This is a genomic window from Burkholderia sp. D-99, from assembly GCF_011605345.1.
In the GTDB taxonomy this organism is placed as follows: Bacteria; Pseudomonadota; Gammaproteobacteria; order Burkholderiales; family Burkholderiaceae; genus Burkholderia.
This window is the reverse complement of sequence record NZ_JAAOXM010000018.1, coordinates 137292-155726: the sequence shown is the minus strand read 5'-3', so window position 1 is coordinate 155726 and position 18435 is coordinate 137292. Positions and strand designations below refer to the sequence as shown.

The following is an 18435-nucleotide window of genomic DNA, read 5'->3' as shown; positions in this document are numbered from 1 at the left end:
GGGTGACGAGGGTGATGGGGGTGACGAGGGTGATGGGGGTGATGAGGGGGCGTGGAACGACGGGTGTTCCGGGAACACGTGATCGTCGATCGCGCTCGAGTGCCACGCAAACTTCGGCGGCAACGACGTCACGCGCGCCTGCACGGCGCGTAGGCGCTCGATTCAGAGCGTCAGGCCGCCGTCGACATGAACGACCTGGCCGGTAATCTGTCGCGCGGCGTCCGACAGCAGGAACGCGATCAGCGCGGCGACGTCGTCGGGTTCGGCGATCCGGCCGAGCGGTGTCGCCTGTTCGGCCTGCGCCCACGCGGCGGCGTTGCCCGCGCTCGGCCCATGGTCCTTGCGCGTGAAGCCCGGCGCGACCGCGTTGACGGTGATGCCGCGCGCGGCGAATTCGGCGGCGGCGGTGCGCACGAGCGATTCGAGCGCGGCCTTCGCCGCAGCGGTGGCCGCGAACGGCGCGTCGGCGCGGTAGCGGTGCGCGACGAACGAACTGACCGCGACGATCCGCGGCGCGGCCGACGCCTCGAGCAGCGGCCGCGCGCGGCCCGCGAGCGCCGAGAATGCGCCGGGCATCGCCGCGAAGGCGGACGCGAGCGCGTCCGCGGAAAGACCGGAAAAGGATTGCCGTGCGGCGAAGCCGGCGTTGGCGACGAGATGATCGAGCCCGCCGAAGCGCGTGGCGGCCGCATCGACGAGCGAGGCGGCGACGCCGGGCTCGCCGAGATCGCCGGTGAGCGTGACGCACTCCGCGCCGGCCGCCGTGCACGCATGGGCAACTTCGGCGAGCCGGGCGCGTGCCGCTTCGTCCGCGCCGCGCGCGTGTAGCGCCAATGCGATGCCGGGCGCCGCGAGCCGCCGCGCGAGTGCCGCACCGATCCCCGAACCGGCGCCGGTGATCAGCGCGACCCGCGCGATGTGCGCGGCGCGTTTGTTCACGCCGCGACCTTGTCGCCGGCGTTCACGCGCTCGACGTTGATCGTGCCGACGTGGAACGCGGCCAGCGATTCGCGGTGCGCGATGCTGACGATCGCGGCCTTCGGCAACCGTTCGGCGAACAGGTGGTACAGGCGTGCCTCGTTGTCGGCGTCGAGCGCGCTCGTCGCTTCGTCGAGGAACAGGAAGTCGGGCTTGTGCAGCAGCACGCGCGCGCCGGCCAGGCGCTGCTGTTCGCCCGGCGACAGCACGCGGGTCCAGTGCGCGTTCTCGTCGAGGCGCTCGACGTAATCCTCGAGGCGGCACGCGCGCAACGCGTCGCGACACGCATCGTCGCTGAACGCGTCGGGTGTCGCCGGATAGGTGAGCGCGGCCTTCAGCGTGCCGATCGGCAGATAGCTCGTTTGCGGCACGAACATCATCCGCGCGCCGACGGGCGCGTCGATCGCGCCGTCCCCGAACGGCCACAGGCCCGCAAGCGCACGCATGAACGTGCTCTTGCCGGAACCCGACTTGCCGATCACGAGCCAGCGCGAGCCGGGCTCGATCGTGATGCTGCCGATGTTCGCGAGCGCGTTGCCGTTCGGCAGCGCGAGCTTGAGCGACGACGTCGACAGCTTCGCCGCATCGACATAGTGCAGGTTGATGCCGCCATGCTCGGTCGCGGGCGACAGGCTTTCCTTCAGGTGCGACGTGCCCATCACGCGCTTGAATTCGCGCAGACGGTTGACGGTGGCGCGCCATTCGACGAGGGTCGAGTAACTGTTGATGAACCACGAGAACGAATCGCTGACGGTGCCGAACGCGGACGAGATCTGCATCAGCACGCCGAACGAGAACGCGCCCGCGAAATAGCGCGGCGCGGCGACGACGAGCGGGAAGATGATCGCGATCTGCCCGTAGAAGCTCAGCACGAACGTGAGCCGCTTCGTGTACTTCATCACGCGCCACCAGTTGTCGCGGATGCGCATGAAGAGGGTTTGCGCGTTGCCGGTCTCGGTCTTCTCGCCTTCGTAGAACGCGATCTGCTCGGCGTTCTCGCGCACCCGGATCAGTCCGAAGCGGAAGTCGGCCTCGACGCGCTGCTGCTGGTAGTTGATCGACACGAGCGGATGGCCGACCTTCTGGATGATCAGCGAGCCGACCACCGCGTACAGCGCGGCCGCCCACACCATGTAGCCGGGAATCGAGACCGGCGTCGCGCCGAGCGTGAACGTCAGCGCGCCGGCGAGCGACCACAGGATCGTGATGAACGACACGAGCGTGACGACCGTCGACAGCAGGTCGAGCGACAGCGCGAGCGTCGTGGTCGCGAACGACTGAAGATCGTCGGTGATCCGCTGGTCGGGGTTGTCGGCGAGACGGTCACGCTCGATCCGGTAGAACGCGCGATCGCCGAGCCACTGGCCGAGAAAGCGGTCGGTGAGCCACTGGCGCCAGCGGAAACCGAGCATCTGCCGCAAGTAGCGGCCGTACACGGCGAGGATGATGAATGCGAACGCGAGCGCGGAGAACTGCATCAGCAGGTTCGGGAAGTCGTGGACGTCCTTCGACTGCAGCGCGTTGTAGAACTCGGCGTTCCACTTGTTCAGCCGGACGTTGATCCAGACCACACAGAGGTTGATCGCGATGATCGCGACCAGCAGACCCCACGCGAATTTCCATTCGGACGATACCCAGTAGGGCTTGATGAGGCTCCATGCGGATACCGGGCGCTCGTCCTGCGGCGCGTCGGAGGCGGAGCGGACGGGATCGATCGATTGGGTCATGTGCTTCCTGATGAGTAGCCGGCGCGCGGGCCGGGCGAAGCCGGGCGCGCGCCGCGATACGGCATGCCGGGACGCGGCGCCGACTGACGGCGGGCGTCCGGATGGTCGCCCGCGCGTCTTAAACGGCACTTAAGGCCGGCGGTGACGCGGCAACCGGCCGCTCGCGCGGCCGGCCTGCGGGCATTGTGCCAGAGCGGCGCGGCACGACGGCGAATTTGCCGCAAGGGGGACAGTTTGCGGCGCTTTCCGCTTTTATGGTCTAATGGCCGACGACGAAACAGGGGTGCTTCGTGGCGCGGCCGGCAGATGTTCCGGGCAGCGCGATGAGGCTGAGAAAGACCCTTCGCACCCGATCCGGGTAATACCGGCGAGGGAAGTTTCTGATCCCGCCGGGTCGCGCTGGCTGCCATCCCACATGGTCAGCGCCCGAGTCCCGCCCGGCCGGCCTTTGCTGCCGGTTTCGTCCTTTTGGGTACGCGCTTTTGCGCGTTACGGAAGGAATGATGACCGCACAATCTTCAGTCTTTTGCATGGTTCCCGGCCCGACGTCGCGTGCGTTCGCACGCGGCGGCGCGTTTGCGTCGACGCTCGTCGAGCGTGCCCGCACGGAGGGTGCGCGATGAACGCCCGGGATACTCGACCCGATTTCGCAGTGCTCGGCGGCGGCCTCGTCGGCCGCCTGATCGCATGGCGGCTCGCGGGCGACGGGCATCGCGTCGCGCTTTACGAGCGCGGCGGCCCGGACGGCGAGCAGTCGGCCGCATGGATCGCGGCCGCGATGCTCGCGCCGCTCGCGGAAGCGGCGAGCGCCGAGCTGCTGATCACAGAGCTCGGTGCCGCGTCGCTCGCGCGCTGGCCGCAGTGGCTCGCGGAACTGCCCGAACCCGTCTTCTTCCAGCATCACGGCACGCTCGTCGTCTGGCATCACGCGGATCGCGCGGAGGCGCCGTTGTTCGAGCGGCGCGTGCGCGCGAACGTGCCGGCCGACCTGTTCGACAGCGGTTTCGTGACGCTCGCCGGCGCGCAGGTCGACGCGGCCGAGCCGGTGCTCGCGGGCCGCTTCGCGCGCGGCCTGCTGCTGCCGAACGAAGGCCAGCTCGACAATCGCCAGGCGCTGCGCGCGCTCGCGACCGGCCTCGCCGAGCGCGGCGTCGACCTGCACTGGCACGTCACGATCGACGATGCGAACCTGCCCGCCGCGCATTTCACGATCGATTGCCGCGGGCTTGGCGCGAAATCCGCGCTGCCCGCGTTGCGCGGCATCCGTGGCGAAGTCGCGCGCGTGCGCGCGCCCGGCATCGGGCTCACCCGGCCCGTGCGGCTGCTGCATCCGCGCTATCCGTTGTACATCGCGCCGAAGCAGGACGATCTCTATGTGATCGGCGCGACCGAGGTGGAAGGGGAGGACATGTCGCCCGTCAGCGTGCGCTCCGCGCTCGAACTGCTGAGCGCGGCGTTTTCCGTGCATCCGGCGTTCGGCGAGGCGCGCATCCTCGAGCTCAATGCGCAGTGCCGGCCGACGCTGCCCGATCATCGCCCGGCGGTGATCTGGGACGGCGCGTCGACGCTCGCCGTCAACGGCCTGTACCGGCACGGCTTCATGATCGCGCCGGAAGTCGCGCACGCGGCGGTCGCGCTCGCCGAAGCCGCGCTCGACGGCGCGTTCGGCGATGTCGACGCGTTCGCCGCGTGGCGCGACGCCGCGCGCTGGCCGACGCTCCTTCATCACCGCAACGACGTGCGCCAGCCGGCCTGACGCGCACCGCCGACCGAATTCGACGAAGCCTCATGGATATCCAGATCAACCAACAGAACCTGACGTTGCCTGACGGCGCAACGGTGGCCGACGCGCTCGCCGCGTACGGCGCACGTCCGCCGTACGCGGTCGCGCTGAACGGCAACTTCGTCGCGCGCACGCAGCACGCGGCGCGCGCACTCGCGGCGGGCGACAAGCTCGACGTCGTGCACCCCGTCGCGGGCGGCTGAGCGCCGCCGGTTCGTCCCCGCTCTTTCAGGAAAACGACATGACGTCCCTCACCTCCGCCGACGCGTTGACGCTGTACGGCGAAACTTTCGCAAGCCGCGTGCTGATCGGCACGTCGCGCTATCCGTCGCTGCAGTCGCTGTCCGATTCGATCGCCGCGTCGCGCCCGGGGATGGTGACGGTCGCGCTGCGCCGCCAGATGACGGGCGGCACGGCCGAAGCCGGCTTCTTCGACCTGCTCAAGCGCCACGCGGTGCCGCTGCTGCCGAACACGGCCGGCTGCCAGACCGTTGCCGAAGCCGTGACGACCGCGCACATGGCGCGAGAGGTGTTCGGCACCGACTGGATCAAGCTCGAACTGATCGGCGACGACTACACGCTGCAGCCCGACCCGGTCGGCCTGATCGAAGCGGCCGCGCAACTGGTCAAGGACGGTTTCAAGGTGCTGCCGTACTGCACCGAGGATCTGGTGATCGGCCGGCGCCTGCTCGACGTCGGCTGCGAGGCGCTGATGCCGTGGGGCGCGCCGATCGGTACGGGCAAGGGGGTCGTGAACCCGTACGGCCTGCGCGTGCTGCGCGAGCGGCTGCCCGACGTGCCGCTGATCGTCGACGCGGGGCTCGGCGTGCCGTCGCACGCGTGCCAGGTGATGGAGTGGGGCTTCGACGGCGTATTGCTGAACACCGCCGTGTCGCAGGCCACGCACCCCGAGATCATGGCGCGCGCGTTTGCGCAGGGCGTCGAGGCCGGCCGCGCCGCGTATCTCGCCGGGCCGATGGACGCGCGCGAGACCGCGCACGCGAGCACGCCGGTCGTCGGGATGCCGTTCTGGCACCAGGACGGGGGCGGCGCATGAGCGCGCGTTTCGCCGATGCATTCTGGCCGCCGGCCGACGAGCTGGCCGAAGCGGCCGAACGGATTCGCGCTCGCCTGGGCGACTGGCCGGGCGGCGCGGCGCCGTGGCGGCTTTGTGTCGCGGTACCCGACGCGCCGGCTGACGGCGACGTGCTGATCGTATCGGCCGGCGACCGCGCCGCGCAGGCGCGCGCGTCGGCCGCGTCGCGGCCGGCGGCGCCGGGCGCGGTCGCGATCGAATTCGACGAGCAGGGCGCGGTGCTGCACGCGGCAGGCGCGCGCTACGCGCTCGACGCCGCGCATCCGCTCGCGGACGACTGGATTGTCGCGCTCGCCGCGTTCCTCGATTGCGGCTTTGCACCGGTCGACGCGCTGGTGCTGGCGCTGGCCTGGCGGGACGGCGACGAAACGCGCGCAGCCGATGCGTGGCCGGTCGACGCCGCGCGGTTCCCGCGTGTCGCCGGGCTGCCGGCCGCGCCCGAACCTGCGTTCGCGCCGTGCCCCGCGCAACTCGGCCTCTATCCGGTCGTGCCGGACGCCGAATGGGTCGAGCGCGTGCTCGATTGCGGTGTGCGGACCGTGCAGCTGCGCGTGAAAGGCGCGACGCCGGACACGTTGCGGCGGGAAATCGCGCGCGCGGTTGCGGCCGGGCGCCGGCATCCCGATGCGCGCGTGTTCATCAACGATCACTGGCAGATCGCTGCAGAAGAGGGGGCGTACGGCGTGCATCTGGGCCAGGAAGACCTCGAAACGGCCGATCTGGCCGCGATCGCACGCGCGGGCCTGCGGCTCGGACTTTCGAGCCATGGTTATTACGAAATGTTGCGGGCGCTGCACGAGCGCCCGAGCTACCTCGCGCTCGGCCCCGTGTACGCGACCGCGACCAAGGCCGTTGCCGCGCCGCCGCAGGGCCTTGCGCGGATTGCCCGTTATGCGCGCTTCGCGGGCGCGCGGGCGCCGCTCGTCGCGATCGGCGGGGTGGGGCTCGACGCGCTGCCGGCCGTGCTGGCGACGGGCGTCGGCAGTGTCGCGGTGGTCAGTGCGGTGACGGGTGCACCTGACTACCGGGCCGCCGTTGTTGCATTGCAGCAATGTTTTCGCGGACAATTTGACAATCATTGACCGCAGGGCCCGGAACGGCGTCACGACATCATTCCAATGCAGGCCCTATAATTCGGCGTTCTGCGTATAAGGACTGTCAGCTCCGTGAGCCCCACTCCTACCGAGACACTGCTGGAACTTCGCGACGTCGACTTTGGCTACGGCGACCGCCTCGTCCTGTCCAACCTGAACTTGCGCTTCGGGCGTGGGCAGGTTGTTGCGGTCATGGGCGGGTCGGGTTGCGGCAAGACGACCGTGCTGCGCCTGATCGGCGGCCTCGTGCGCGCGCGCCGCGGCCAGGTGCTGTTCGACGGCGCCGATGTCGGCGCGCAAACGCGCGACGGCCTGTACGCGCTGCGCCGCAAGATGGGCATGCTGTTCCAGTTCGGTGCGTTGTTCACCGACATGTCGGTGTTCGAGAACGTCGCGTTCGCGCTGCGCGAGCATACCGACCTGCCCGAAGACCTGATCCGCGACCTCGTGCTGATGAAGCTCAACGCGGTCGGGCTGCGCGGCGCACGCGACCTGATGCCGTCCGAGGTGTCGGGCGGGATGGCGCGCCGCATCGCGCTGGCGCGTGCGATCGCGCTCGATCCGCAGCTCATCATGTACGACGAGCCGTTCGCGGGCCTCGACCCGATCTCGCTCGGCATCACCGCGAACCTGATCCGCACGCTGAACCAGGCGCTGGGCGCGACGTCTATCCTCGTCACGCACGACGTGCCCGAATCGTTCGCGATCGCCGACTACGTGTATTTCCTGGCCAACGGCGGCGTGCTCGCGCAGGGTACGCCCGACGAGCTGCGTGCGTCGACCGATCCGAGCGTGCGGCAGTTCATCGACGGCGCACCGGACGGCCCGTTCAAATTTCATTACACGAGCCCGCCGCTCGCAGCGGATTTCGGGCTCGGCGGAGGGCGCGCATGATCAGCGCGATCGGACGTTACGTCATCGGCGGCCTCGAGCGCGCGGGCTACGGCACGCGGCTGTTCGTGCGCCTCGTGCTGGAATTCTTCCCGCTGCTGCGCCGGCCGCGGCTGGTCACGAAGCAGATCCACTTCCTCGGCAACTATTCGTTCGTGATCATCGCCGTGTCGGGGCTGTTCGTCGGCTTCGTGCTCGGCCTGCAGGGGTATTACACGCTGAACCGCTACGGTTCCGAGCAGGCGCTCGGCCTGCTGGTCGCGCTGTCGCTCGTGCGCGAGCTGGGGCCGGTCGTCACCGCGCTGCTGTTCGCGGGCCGCGCGGGCACGTCGCTCACGGCCGAGATCGGTCTGATGAAAGCCGGCGAGCAGCTCACCGCGCTCGAAATGATGGCGGTGGACCCGATCAAGAACGTGATCGCGCCGCGCATGTGGGCGGGCATCATCGCGATGCCGCTCCTGGCAGCAATCTTCAACGCGGTCGGCGTGCTCGGCGGTTACTTCGTCGGCGTCGTGCTGATCGGCGTCGACCCGGGTGCGTTCTGGTCGCAGATGCAGGGCGGGGTCCAGGTCTGGGCCGACGTCGGCAACGGCGTGATCAAGAGCATCGTGTTCGGGTTCGCCGTGACCTTCATTGCGCTGTATCAGGGGTATGAAGCGAAGCCCACGCCCGAAGGCGTGTCGCGCGCGACCACCAAGACGGTCGTGTTCGCGTCGCTCGCCGTACTCGGCCTCGATTTCCTGCTGACCGCGCTGATGTTCAGCTAAGCCTCAGCCAAGCCAAATTTTGGAATGACGATGAAAAAGACTGCTCTCGACTTCTGGGTCGGCCTGTTCGTGGTGGTGGGCTTCCTTGCGGTGCTGTTCCTGGCGCTGAAGGTCGGCAACATGAGCTCGCTGTCGTTTCAGCCGACCTATTCGGTGAAGATGAAATTCGACAATATCGGCGGGCTGAAGCCGCGCGCGGCCGTGAAGAGTGCGGGCGTCGTGGTTGGCCGCGTAAAGACGATCGGTTTCGACACGAACACGTACCAGGCACTTGTCACGATCGATATCGACGGCCAGTATCAGTTCCCGAAGGATTCGTCGGCGAAGATCCTGACGTCGGGCCTGCTCGGCGAGCAATATATCGGCGTCGATCCGGGCGGTGACACCGAAATGCTGAAGACGGGCGATACGATCACGATGACGCAATCGGCGATCGTGCTCGAGAACCTGATCGGCCAGTTCCTGTACAGCAAGGCCGCCGATGCGGGCGGTGCGAAGCCGGCAGCCGGTGCACCGGCCGCGCCGGCACCGGTGGCGGTTCCGGCATCGGCGGTGTCCGCCGCATCCGGTTCGGCGGCCCAATAACCAGACGAGAGAAAAGAAGAGGGTAATGACCATGCAGACGATCCGCATCAGGCACGCCGCGCTGGCGGTAGCGGCAGTCGCCGCGTTGAGCGGCTGCGCGACCGTGCAGACGCCGACGAAGGGCGATCCGCTCGAAGGCTTCAACCGGACGATGTACAAGTTCAACGACACGGTCGACACGTACGCGCTGAAGCCGGTCGCGAAGGGCTACCAGTACGTGGTGCCGCAGCCGGTGCGCGACAGCGTGACGAACTTCTTCTCGAACATCGGCGACGTCTACATCGCGGCGAACAACATCGTGCAGCTGCGGATCGCGGACGGCGTCGGCGACATCATGCGCGTCGTGATCAACACGGTGTTCGGCGTCGGCGGCCTGTTCGACGTCGCGACGATCGCGAAGCTGCCGAAGCACACGGCCGACTTCGGGATCACGATGGGCCGCTACGGCATGCCGTCGGGCCCGTATCTCGTGCTGCCGCTGCTCGGCCCGAGCACGCTGCGCGACACGGCCGGCCTGGGCGTCGACTACGTCGGCAACCCGCTCACCTACGTGAAGCCGGATGGCGTGAGCTGGGGCCTGTTCGGCGTCAACCTCGTCAACACGCGTTCGAACCTGCTCGGCGCGGGCGACGTGCTGGATGCCGCCGCACTCGACAAGTATTCGTTCGTGCGTAACGCGTACCTGCAGCGTCGCCAGATGCTGATCAGCAATGCGCGCGGCGAGGCGGCCGCGACGTCGAGCAACGACGCGCTGCCGAAGTACGACCTGCCGGATGACGGCGCGGCACCGGCGGCAGCCGGTACGGCGGGCGCGGCAGCGGTGGGCGGTGCGACGGCGCCGGCAGGCGCATCGGGCGCGGCGGTGGCCGCACCGGCTTCGGGCACGGCCGGATCGCCGAACCCGGCCAGCGAAACGACCGTGCCGCCGATGCAGGTGGCACCGCCGTCGCCGGGCGGGTTCCGCTTCCCGAGCATTCGTCTGCACTGACGGATTTACATTCGTTACAGCCGGAAACGATTCAGTGGGTAGCGTGCGCGAACTTGCGCGTAAGCTACCTGCTCCAACCTCCGCATCGACTCATTCATGCAGGTCACTATGATGAAAAAACTGTTCCTGATCCCCGTTTTCGCGGCGCTGTTCTCGTTCGGCAGCGCAGCCCACGCGCAAGTCGACCAGTCGAACCCGCAGGCGCTGATCAAGACGGCGACGCAGCAGGTGCTCGACGAAGTCAAGGCACAGACGATCAAGCAGGGTGATACCAACCGCATCATCACGATCGTCAACAAGGACATCCTGCCGTACACCGATTTCCGCCGCACCACGCAGCTCGCGATGGGCCGCAACTGGCGCGCGGCAACGGCCGAGCAGCAGCAGCAGGTTCAGGAGCAGTTCAAGCTGCTGCTGATCCGCACGTATTCGGGCGCGCTGGCGCAGCTGAAGCCGGACCAGCAGATCCAGTACCCGCCGTTCCGTGCCGATCCGGCCGATACCGATGTCGTGGTCAAGACGGTCGCGATGAACAACGGCCAGCCGGTCCAGATCGATTACCGCCTGTACAAGTCGGCAAGCGGCTGGAAGGTGTATGACCTGAACGTGCTCGGCGCATGGCTGATCCAGACGTACCAGCAGCAGTTCAACGAGAAGATCCAGCAAAGCGGCGTGGACGGCCTGATCCAGTTCCTCACGCAGCGCAACCAGCAACTTGCCGCCGGCAAGCAAGCGTCGTGAGCGGCTTCGAAGCCGGCTCCTCGCTGACCGTCGCGAGCGCAAAGTCCGCGCTCGCGGACGGTCTTGCGCGCATCGGCGCGGGCGCGACCGCCGTCGATTGCGCGGCGCTGACGCAGTTCGACTCGTCCGCGCTCGCCGTGCTGCTCGCATGGCAACGTGCCGCCAAAACGCGCGGCGCGACCCTCGACATCCTCAATCTCCCCCCGAAGCTCGCCAGCCTCGCGCGCGCCTACGGCGTCGACGCGCTCATCGAAGGCACCGGGCGACATTGACCCTGTCCGACCGGAGCCTGCCGCGCCAGCCGGCGCGCGCACGCTTCAGGCCGCGTGCCTCCGGCACCGGCTCCACCAGCCGGTTTGCCCTATAATCAAGCGTTTTGCGGGGCAGCCAATCGGCGTCCGGCCCCCATTTTCATTCGCAGCAAGCACAGAATAGGCGTCGCGGCCCTTGCGTCGCGCACAGTCATGTCAGCCATAGAAATCCGTCACGTCAAGAAGCGCTACAAATCGCTTCAGGCGCTCAAGGGCGTCAGCCTGTCGGTCGAGGAAGGCGAGTTTTTCGGTCTGCTCGGCCCCAACGGCGCAGGCAAGACCACGCTCATCAGTATCCTCGCCGGGCTCGCCCGGGCCGACGAAGGCAGTATCTCGGTGCGCGGCCACGATGTCGTCAAGGACTTCCGTGGTGCGCGCCGCGCGCTCGGCGTCGTGCCGCAGGAACTCGTGTTCGATCCGTTCTTCACCGTCCGCGAGACGCTGCGGATCCAGTCCGGCTATTTCGGGCTGCGCCGCAACGACGACTGGATCGACGAAGTGATGGCCAATCTCGACCTCACCGAGAAGGCCGACGCGAACATGCGTGCGCTGTCGGGCGGGATGAAGCGCCGCGTGCTGGTCGCGCAGGCGCTCGTGCACCGGCCGCCCGTGATCGTGCTCGACGAACCGACCGCCGGCGTCGACGTCGAATTGCGCCAGACGCTGTGGAAATTCATCTCGCGCCTGAACCGCGAAGGCCACACGATCGTGCTGACCACCCACTACCTCGAGGAAGCCGAGTCGCTGTGCGACCGCATCGCGATGCTGCGCCGTGGCGAAGTGGTCGCGCTCGACCGCACCGACGCGCTGTTGCGCCGCTTCGCGGGGCTGCAGCTGTACCTGCGGCTCGCGACCGGCGCGCTGCCGTCCGAGCTGCGCGGGCTGGAGTCCGATCCGGCCGCCCGCGCGCCGGGCGAGCACCTGCTGCGCCTGACGAGCTACGACGATGTCGAGCGGATCCTCGCGCAATGCCGCGCGGCGGGTTGCACGTTCGACGAGATCGAGGTCCGCAAGGCCGACCTCGAAGATGTGTTCGTCCAGGTGATGAACGGGGCAGACGTCATCGAGGGATTGGCATGAATCAACAACCCCCACGCGAACTTCGTTCGCTGCCCCCCGAGGGGGCGCCCGGCACTCTTGGGGCGGCCCGGCGAGTGCCGGGAAGCGGTTTTCAAACACTGTTCTACAAGGAACTGCTGCGTTTCTGGAAGGTGTCGTTCCAGACGGTGTGCGCACCGATCGTCACGGCGCTGCTGTACCTGACGATCTTCGGCCACGCGCTGTCGGGCCGCGTCGAGGTCTATCCGGGCGTCGAGTACGTGAGCTTTCTCGTACCGGGCCTCGTGATGATGAGCGTGTTGCAGAACGCGTTCGCGAACAGCTCGTCGTCGCTGATCCAGTCGAAGATCACCGGCAACCTCGTGTTCATGCTGCTGCCGCCGCTGTCGTACCGCGACATCTTCGGCGCATACGTGCTCGCGTCCGTGGTGCGCGGCCTCGCGGTCGGCACGGGCGTGTTCGTCGTGACGATCTGGTTTATCCCGATGCATTTCGCGGCGCCGCTGTTCATCATTGCGTTCGCGCTGCTCGGCTCGGCGATCCTCGGCACGCTCGGCCTGATCGCCGGGATCTGGGCCGAGAAGTTCGACCAGCTCGCGGCGTTCCAGAACTTCCTGATCATGCCGCTGACGTTCCTGTCCGGCGTGTTCTATTCGACGCACTCGCTGCCGCCCGTGTGGCGCGAGATCTCGCGTCTCAATCCGTTTTTCTACATGATCGACGGCTTCCGTTTCGGGTTCTTCGGCGCGTCCGACATCAACCCGTTCGCGAGCCTCGCGATCGTCACCGGTTTCTTCGTGCTGCTCGCGCTGATCGCGATGCGGCTGCTCGCGACCGGCTACAAACTGCGTCATTGATATCGACAGGCAGCGGCCGCCATCCGGGCGGCGCGCGCCGACAGGAGCCTTACACCATGTTGCCGACTCCCGAACAGGTCAAGCAATACATCGCCGGCGGTCTCGCCTGCACGCATCTGGAAGTCGAAGGCGACGGCCAGCATTTCTTCGCGACGATCGTGTCGGCGGCCTTCGAAGGCAAGCGCCCGATCCAGCGGCACCAGCTCGTCTACGCGGCGCTCGGCGATCGCATGAAGCAGGAAATTCACGCGCTCAGCATGAAGACGCTGACGCCCGCCGAATGGCAGAACGCATAACCGGAACTCACTGAGTGCAAGTCACCGTCAACGAGCGCGACGCCGTCCAGAGCGTCGCCACGGCACACCCGGCCGCCAACGGGGAATCGCATGGCCATGGGATGGACAAGCTCGTGATCGAAGGCGGCCATCGCCTGTCGGGCGAGATCGTCGTGTCGGGTGCGAAGAATGCCGCGCTGCCGATCCTGTGCGCGGGGCTGCTCACCGCCGATCCGGTCGATCTCGACAACGTGCCGAATCTCAAGGACGTGCGCACCACGCTGAAGGTGCTGAACCAGATGGGCGTGAAGAGCGAGACCGACGGCTGCCGCGTGCAGCTCGACGCGTCGCGCGTCGACAACCTCGTGGCGCCGTACGAACTCGTGAAGACGATGCGCGCATCGATCCTCGTGCTCGGGCCGCTGCTCGCGCGTTTCGGCGAGGCGAAGGTGTCGCTGCCGGGCGGCTGCGCGATCGGCGCGCGTCCGGTCGACCAGCACATCAAGGGCCTGCAGGCGATGGGGGCCGAGATCAGCATCGAGCACGGCTTCATCGAAGCCCGCGCGAAGCGCCTGAAGGGCGCACGCATCGTGACCGACATGATCACGGTGACGGGCACGGAGAACCTGCTGATGGCCGCGACGCTCGCCGACGGCGAGACGGTGATCGAAAACGCCGCGCGCGAGCCGGAAGTGAGCGATCTCGCACACTTGCTGGTCGCGATGGGCGCGAAAATCGACGGCATCGGCACCGATCGCCTCGTGATCCAGGGCGTCGAGCGGCTGCACGGCGCGCGTCATTCGGTGATCCCCGACCGTATCGAGGCCGGCACGTTCCTGTGCGCGGTCGCGGCGGCGGGCGGCGACGTGAGGCTGACGGGCGTGCGCCCGTCCATCCTCGACGCGGTGATCGACAAGCTGCGCGAAGCCGGCGTGTCGATCGAGGAAGGCGACAGCTGGCTGCGCGTGAAGATGGATCGCCGGCCGTCGGCGGTCACGATCCGCACGTCGGAATACCCGGCGTTCCCGACCGACATGCAGGCGCAGTTCATGGCCCTCAATACGGTCGCGACGGGCACCGCGCAAGTCGTCGAAACCATTTTCGAGAACCGTTTCATGCACGTGCAGGAGCTGAACCGGCTCGGCGCGAACATCACGATCGACGGCAACACCGCGCTCGTGACGGGCGTCGAGAAGCTGTCTGGCGCGAACGTGATGGCGACCGACCTGCGTGCGTCGGCGAGCCTCGTGATCGCCGGGTTGCGTGCCGATGGCGAAACGCTCGTCGACCGCATCTATCACCTGGACCGCGGCTACGACCGCATGGAAGCCAAACTGACCGCCGTCGGCGCGAACGTGCGCCGCCTTTCCGGGAGCCAAGCATGACCGCGCCGCTGACCCTCGCCCTGTCGAAGGGCCGGATTTTCGAGGAAACCCTGCCGCTGCTGGCCGCGGCCGGCGTGCAGGTGACCGAGGATCCGGAAACGTCGCGCAAGCTGATCCTGCCGACGACGAACCCGGACCTGCGCGTGATCATCGTGCGCGCGAGCGACGTGCCGACCTATGTCGAATACGGCGCGGCCGACTTCGGCGTGGCCGGCAAGGACGTGCTGGTCGAGCACGGCGGCTCGGGCCTGTACCAGCCGATCGATCTGAACATTGCACGCTGCCGGATGTCGGTGGCCGTGTCGGCCGGCTTCGACTACGCGAGCGCCGTGCGCCAGGGCGCGCGGTTGCGCGTCGCGACGAAGTACGTCGAAACGGCGCGCGAACACTTTGCCGCGAAAGGCGTGCACGTCGACCTGATCAAGCTGTACGGCTCGATGGAACTCGCGCCGCTGGTCGGGCTGGCCGACGCGATCGTCGACCTCGTCAGCTCGGGCGGCACGCTGAAGGCGAACAATCTGGTCGAGGTCGAGGAGATCATGGCGATCTCGTCGCGCCTCGTCGTGAACCAGGCTGCGCTGAAGTTGAAGCGCACGGCACTCAAGCCGATCCTCGACGCGTTCGAACGCGCGTCGCAGAATGGCGGTTGAGCGCATCACCGTAACGGAACTCCCATGGCCATCACCATCCGCAAGCTCGATTCGACGAGCGAAGGCTTCGGCGCCGCGCTGCGCACGCTGCTCGCATTCGAGGCGAGCGAAGACGCGGCGATCGAGCAATCGGTCACGCAGATCCTCGCCGACGTGAAGTCGCGCGGCGACGCCGCGGTGCTCGAGTACACGAACCGCTTCGACCGGCTGAGCGCGAACAGCGTCGCCGCGCTGGAGCTGCCGCAGGACGCGCTGCAGACGGCGCTCGACAGCCTCGCGCCGAAGGCGCGCGCGGCGCTGGAAGCGGCGGCTGCGCGGGTGCGCGCGTACCACGAGAAGCAGAAGATCGAGTGCGGGACGCATAGCTGGCAATACACGGAAAGCGACGGCACGGTGCTCGGCCAGAAGGTCACGCCGCTCGATCGCGTCGGCCTGTACGTGCCGGGCGGCAAGGCCGCGTACCCGTCGTCGGTGCTGATGAACGCGATTCCCGCGCGCGTCGCGGGCGTCGGCGAGATCGTGATGGTCGTGCCGACGCCGGACGGCGTGAAGAACGACCTGGTGCTCGCCGCGGCGCTGCTCGGCGGCGTCGATCGCGTGTTCACGATCGGCGGCGCGCAGGCAGTCGGCGCGCTCGCGTACGGCACGGCGACGGTGCCGGCCGTCGACAAGATCTGCGGCCCCGGCAATGCGTATGTCGCGTCGGCGAAGCGCCGCGTGTTCGGCACGGTCGGCATCGACATGATCGCCGGGCCGTCGGAAATCCTCGTGCTGTGCGACGGCACGACCGATCCGAACTGGGTTGCGATGGATCTCTTCTCGCAGGCCGAGCACGACGAGCTCGCGCAGTCGATCCTGCTGTGCCCGGACGGTGCGTTCCTCGAGCGCGTCGAGAAGGCGATCAACGAGCTGCTGCCGTCTATGCCGCGCCAGGATGTGATCCGTGCGTCGCTCGAGGGCCGCGGCGCGCTGATCAAGGTGCGCGACATGGCCGAGGCATGCCGGATCGCGAACGACATCGCGCCCGAGCACCTCGAAATCTCGGCGCTGGAGCCGCAGCAATGGGGCAAGCAGATCCGCCACGCGGGCGCGATCTTCCTTGGTCGCTACACGAGCGAGAGCCTCGGCGACTACTGCGCGGGCCCGAACCACGTGCTGCCGACGTCGCGCACCGCGCGTTTCTCGTCGCCGCTCGGCGTGTACGACTTCATCAAGCGCTCGAGCCTGATCGAGGTCAGCGCCGAAGGCGCGCAGACACTCGGCGAAATCGCATCCGAACTCGCGTACGGCGAGGGGCTGCAGGCGCACGCGAAGAGCGCCGAGTTCCGGATGAAGAGCTGAGCGCACGCAGCACGGGGCCGGGGCACGCGCTGATGGGCCGCCCGGCCTGCACCCCGAAGGCCGGGGCCGGAGACACCTGTGCAGGGCGGCGGCCGCCGCCTTGCCGATCATTTGACGCCGGCGCGACGCACGCCGGCTTGAGACCATGACGACGCCACAAGACATCATCCGCCGCGACGTGCTCGCGATGACGAGCTACCCGGTGCCGGACGCGAGCGGATTCGTGAAGCTCGACGCGATGGAGAACCCGTACCCGCTGCCCGAACCGCTCGCCGCGGCGCTCGGCGAGCGTCTCGCGCAGGTCGCGCTGAACCGCTACCCGGCGCCGCGCCCCGCCGCGCTGATCGACAAGCTGCGCCACGCGATGGGCGTGCCGGCCGCCTGCGACGTGCTGCTCGGCAACGGCTCGGACGAAATCATCAGCATGATGTCGGTCGCCTGCGCGAAGCCGGGCGCGAAAGTGCTCGCGCCGGTGCCGGGCTTCGTGATGTACGAACTGTCCGCGAAGCTCGCGCAGCTCGAATTCGTCGGCGTGCCGCTGAAGGCCGACCTGACGCTCGACGTCGACGCGATGCTCGCGGCAATTGCCGAGCATCGTCCGGCGCTCGTCTATCTCGCTTACCCGAACAACCCGACCGGCACGCTGTACGACGATGCCGACATCGAACGGATCGTCGCGGCCGCGCGGCACAGCCTGATCGTGATCGACGAGGCGTACCAGCCGTTCGCCGGGCGCTCGTGGCTGCCGCGCGCCGCCGAATTCGACAACGTTGTCGTGATGCGCACGGTGTCGAAGCTCGGCCTCGCGGGCATCCGCCTCGGTTATCTCGTTGGTTCGCCCGCGTGGCTGACCGAATTCGACAAGGTGCGCCCGCCGTACAACATCAACGTGCTGACCCAGGCGACCGCCGATTTCCTGCTCGACCACCTCGGCGTGCTCGACGCGCAGGCGGCCGATCTGCGTGCGGAACGCACGCGCCTCGCGCAGGCCGTGGCCGCGCTGCCGGGCGCGACGGTGTTCCCGAGTGCCGGCAATTTCCTGCTGGTGCGCGTGCCGGACGCGGCCGCCGTGTTCGACGCGCTGCTCACCGAGCGGGTTTTGGTCAAAAACGTGAGTAAAATGCATCCGTTGCTGGCTGAATGCGTGCGGCTGACCGTCGGCTCTCCCGACGAAAACGCACGCCTGCTGGCCGCTTTGAAACTCGCGCTGCCAGGGTGAGCCTGCGGGCGCCGCAGCGCGAAACGATCAATCCCCATTTACATCGACTCAGTCAAGGAATTGCCATGCGTGTGGCGGAAGTCGTTCGCAATACCAGCGAAACGCAGATCCGTGTGAAGCTCAATCTCGACGGCACGGGCCAGCAGAAGCTGGCTACCGGCGTGCCGTTCCTCGACCATATGCTCGACCAGATCGCTCGACACGGTCTGGTCGATCTCGAGGTTGAAGCGCATGGCGATACGCATATCGACGACCACCACACGGTCGAGGATGTCGGCATCACGCTCGGGCAGGCCGTCGCGAAGGCGATCGGCGACCGCAAGGGCATCCGCCGCTATGGCCATTCGTACGTGCCGCTCGACGAGGCGCTGTCGCGCGTCGTGATCGACTTCTCGGGCCGGCCGGGCCTCGAATTCCACGTGCCGTTCACGCGTGCGCGTATCGGCACGTTCGACGTCGACCTGTCGATCGAGTTCTTCCGCGGTTTCGTGAACCACGCGGGCGTCACGCTGCACATCGACAACCTGCGCGGGATCAACGCGCACCATCAGCTCGAGACCGTGTTCAAGGCCTTCGGCCGTGCGCTGCGCGCGGCGGTGGAGCTGGACGAGCGTGCGGCGGGGCAGATCCCGTCGACGAAGGGCAGCCTCTAACCTGAACTGACCGGACGGAGCGTCAAGGACAACCT

20 protein-coding genes and 1 riboswitch are annotated in these 18435 nt (G+C 67.9%); of the genes, 18 read left to right on the top strand and 2 right to left on the bottom strand.

The window, feature by feature from the left end; genetic code table 11:
• Positions 1 to 162 precede the first annotated feature (162 nt).
• Together HAV18_RS37215 and HAV18_RS37210 are read right to left on the bottom strand one after the other, a co-directional pair.
• Positions 163 to 939, bottom strand: a complete 777-nt coding sequence (locus tag HAV18_RS37215) for an SDR family oxidoreductase (RefSeq protein ID WP_166965701.1) — start codon at positions 937 to 939, stop codon at positions 163 to 165.
• The gene (locus HAV18_RS37210) at positions 936 to 2705 is read right to left on the bottom strand and encodes an ABC transporter ATP-binding protein/permease (protein ID WP_166965699.1); all 1770 of its coding nucleotides are present in this window, start codon (positions 2703 to 2705) and stop codon (positions 936 to 938) included. Before HAV18_RS37210 ends, HAV18_RS37215 begins: the two co-directional genes overlap by 4 nt.
• A gap of 269 nt (positions 2706 to 2974) precedes the next feature.
• A riboswitch (TPP riboswitch) is annotated at positions 2975 to 3098 on the top strand.
• A gap of 226 nt (positions 3099 to 3324) precedes the next feature.
• Between HAV18_RS37210 and HAV18_RS37205 the strand changes: the two genes are divergently transcribed.
• From HAV18_RS37205 to hisB, 18 genes are all read left to right on the top strand, one after another.
• Positions 3325 to 4461, top strand: a complete 1137-nt coding sequence (locus HAV18_RS37205) for an FAD-dependent oxidoreductase (RefSeq protein ID WP_166965697.1) — start codon at positions 3325 to 3327, stop codon at positions 4459 to 4461.
• Positions 4462 to 4493: 32 nt separating this feature from the next.
• Positions 4494 to 4691, top strand: coding sequence for a sulfur carrier protein ThiS (gene thiS, locus HAV18_RS37200; RefSeq protein ID WP_011350713.1), 198 nt, complete (start codon positions 4494 to 4496; stop codon positions 4689 to 4691).
• Positions 4692 to 4729: 38 nt separating this feature from the next.
• On the top strand, positions 4730 to 5545 hold the full coding sequence (locus HAV18_RS37195; RefSeq protein ID WP_011350714.1) for a thiazole synthase: 816 nt from the start codon (positions 4730 to 4732) through the stop codon (positions 5543 to 5545).
• Positions 5542 to 6666: a thiamine phosphate synthase gene (gene thiE, locus HAV18_RS37190; protein ID WP_166965695.1), complete on the top strand. Its 1125-nt coding sequence runs from the start codon at positions 5542 to 5544 to the stop codon at positions 6664 to 6666. Before HAV18_RS37195 ends, thiE begins: the two co-directional genes overlap by 4 nt.
• A gap of 84 nt (positions 6667 to 6750) precedes the next feature.
• Positions 6751 to 7572: an ABC transporter ATP-binding protein gene (locus HAV18_RS37185; RefSeq protein WP_006477138.1), complete on the top strand. Its 822-nt coding sequence runs from the start codon at positions 6751 to 6753 to the stop codon at positions 7570 to 7572.
• Positions 7569 to 8336 carry a lipid asymmetry maintenance ABC transporter permease subunit MlaE gene (gene mlaE, locus HAV18_RS37180; protein ID WP_006486220.1) on the top strand — a complete coding sequence of 256 codons (768 nt, stop codon included), beginning with the start codon at positions 7569 to 7571 and terminating at the stop codon, positions 8334 to 8336. The genes HAV18_RS37185 and mlaE overlap by 4 nt, the downstream gene beginning before the upstream one ends.
• Before the next feature lie 24 nt (positions 8337 to 8360).
• Positions 8361 to 8921 (top strand): outer membrane lipid asymmetry maintenance protein MlaD, encoded by a 561-nt coding sequence (gene mlaD / locus HAV18_RS37175; RefSeq protein WP_166965693.1) that lies wholly within the window; start codon positions 8361 to 8363, stop codon positions 8919 to 8921.
• Positions 8922 to 8952: 31 nt separating this feature from the next.
• A complete protein-coding gene (locus HAV18_RS37170; protein WP_166965711.1) occupies positions 8953 to 9909 on the top strand; it encodes a VacJ family lipoprotein in 957 nt (318 codons plus the stop codon).
• A 111-nt stretch (positions 9910 to 10020) separates the two neighbouring features.
• Positions 10021 to 10650, top strand: a complete 630-nt coding sequence (locus tag HAV18_RS37165) for a phospholipid-binding protein MlaC (protein WP_166965691.1) — start codon at positions 10021 to 10023, stop codon at positions 10648 to 10650.
• Positions 10647 to 10922 carry a lipid asymmetry maintenance protein MlaB gene (locus HAV18_RS37160; RefSeq protein ID WP_085042787.1) on the top strand — a complete coding sequence of 92 codons (276 nt, stop codon included), beginning with the start codon at positions 10647 to 10649 and terminating at the stop codon, positions 10920 to 10922. Before HAV18_RS37165 ends, HAV18_RS37160 begins: the two co-directional genes overlap by 4 nt.
• Positions 10923 to 11114: 192 nt before the next feature.
• Entirely contained in the window at positions 11115 to 12041 is a 927-nt protein-coding gene (locus tag HAV18_RS37155; protein WP_011350722.1) for an ABC transporter ATP-binding protein, read from the top strand.
• Positions 12038 to 12877 (top strand): ABC transporter permease, encoded by an 840-nt coding sequence (locus tag HAV18_RS37150; protein WP_243771842.1) that lies wholly within the window; start codon positions 12038 to 12040, stop codon positions 12875 to 12877. The genes HAV18_RS37155 and HAV18_RS37150 overlap by 4 nt, the downstream gene beginning before the upstream one ends.
• A gap of 56 nt (positions 12878 to 12933) precedes the next feature.
• Positions 12934 to 13173 (top strand): BolA family protein, encoded by a 240-nt coding sequence (locus HAV18_RS37145; RefSeq protein WP_006477131.1) that lies wholly within the window; start codon positions 12934 to 12936, stop codon positions 13171 to 13173.
• A 14-nt stretch (positions 13174 to 13187) separates the two neighbouring features.
• A complete protein-coding gene (gene murA / locus HAV18_RS37140) occupies positions 13188 to 14537 on the top strand; it encodes a UDP-N-acetylglucosamine 1-carboxyvinyltransferase (protein ID WP_166965689.1) in 1350 nt (449 codons plus the stop codon).
• Positions 14534 to 15187: an ATP phosphoribosyltransferase gene (gene hisG / locus HAV18_RS37135; RefSeq protein WP_011350725.1), complete on the top strand. Its 654-nt coding sequence runs from the start codon at positions 14534 to 14536 to the stop codon at positions 15185 to 15187. The genes murA and hisG overlap by 4 nt, the downstream gene beginning before the upstream one ends.
• 24 nt (positions 15188 to 15211) lie before the next feature.
• Positions 15212 to 16528 (top strand): histidinol dehydrogenase, encoded by a 1317-nt coding sequence (hisD, locus tag HAV18_RS37130; protein ID WP_166965687.1) that lies wholly within the window; start codon positions 15212 to 15214, stop codon positions 16526 to 16528.
• Between the two features lie 145 nt (positions 16529 to 16673).
• Positions 16674 to 17747, top strand: a complete 1074-nt coding sequence (gene hisC, locus HAV18_RS37125) for a histidinol-phosphate transaminase (protein WP_166965685.1) — start codon at positions 16674 to 16676, stop codon at positions 17745 to 17747.
• Positions 17748 to 17812: 65 nt separating this feature from the next.
• Positions 17813 to 18400 carry an imidazoleglycerol-phosphate dehydratase HisB gene (gene hisB, locus HAV18_RS37120; protein WP_011350728.1) on the top strand — a complete coding sequence of 196 codons (588 nt, stop codon included), beginning with the start codon at positions 17813 to 17815 and terminating at the stop codon, positions 18398 to 18400.
• Positions 18401 to 18435: the final 35 nt, after the last annotated feature.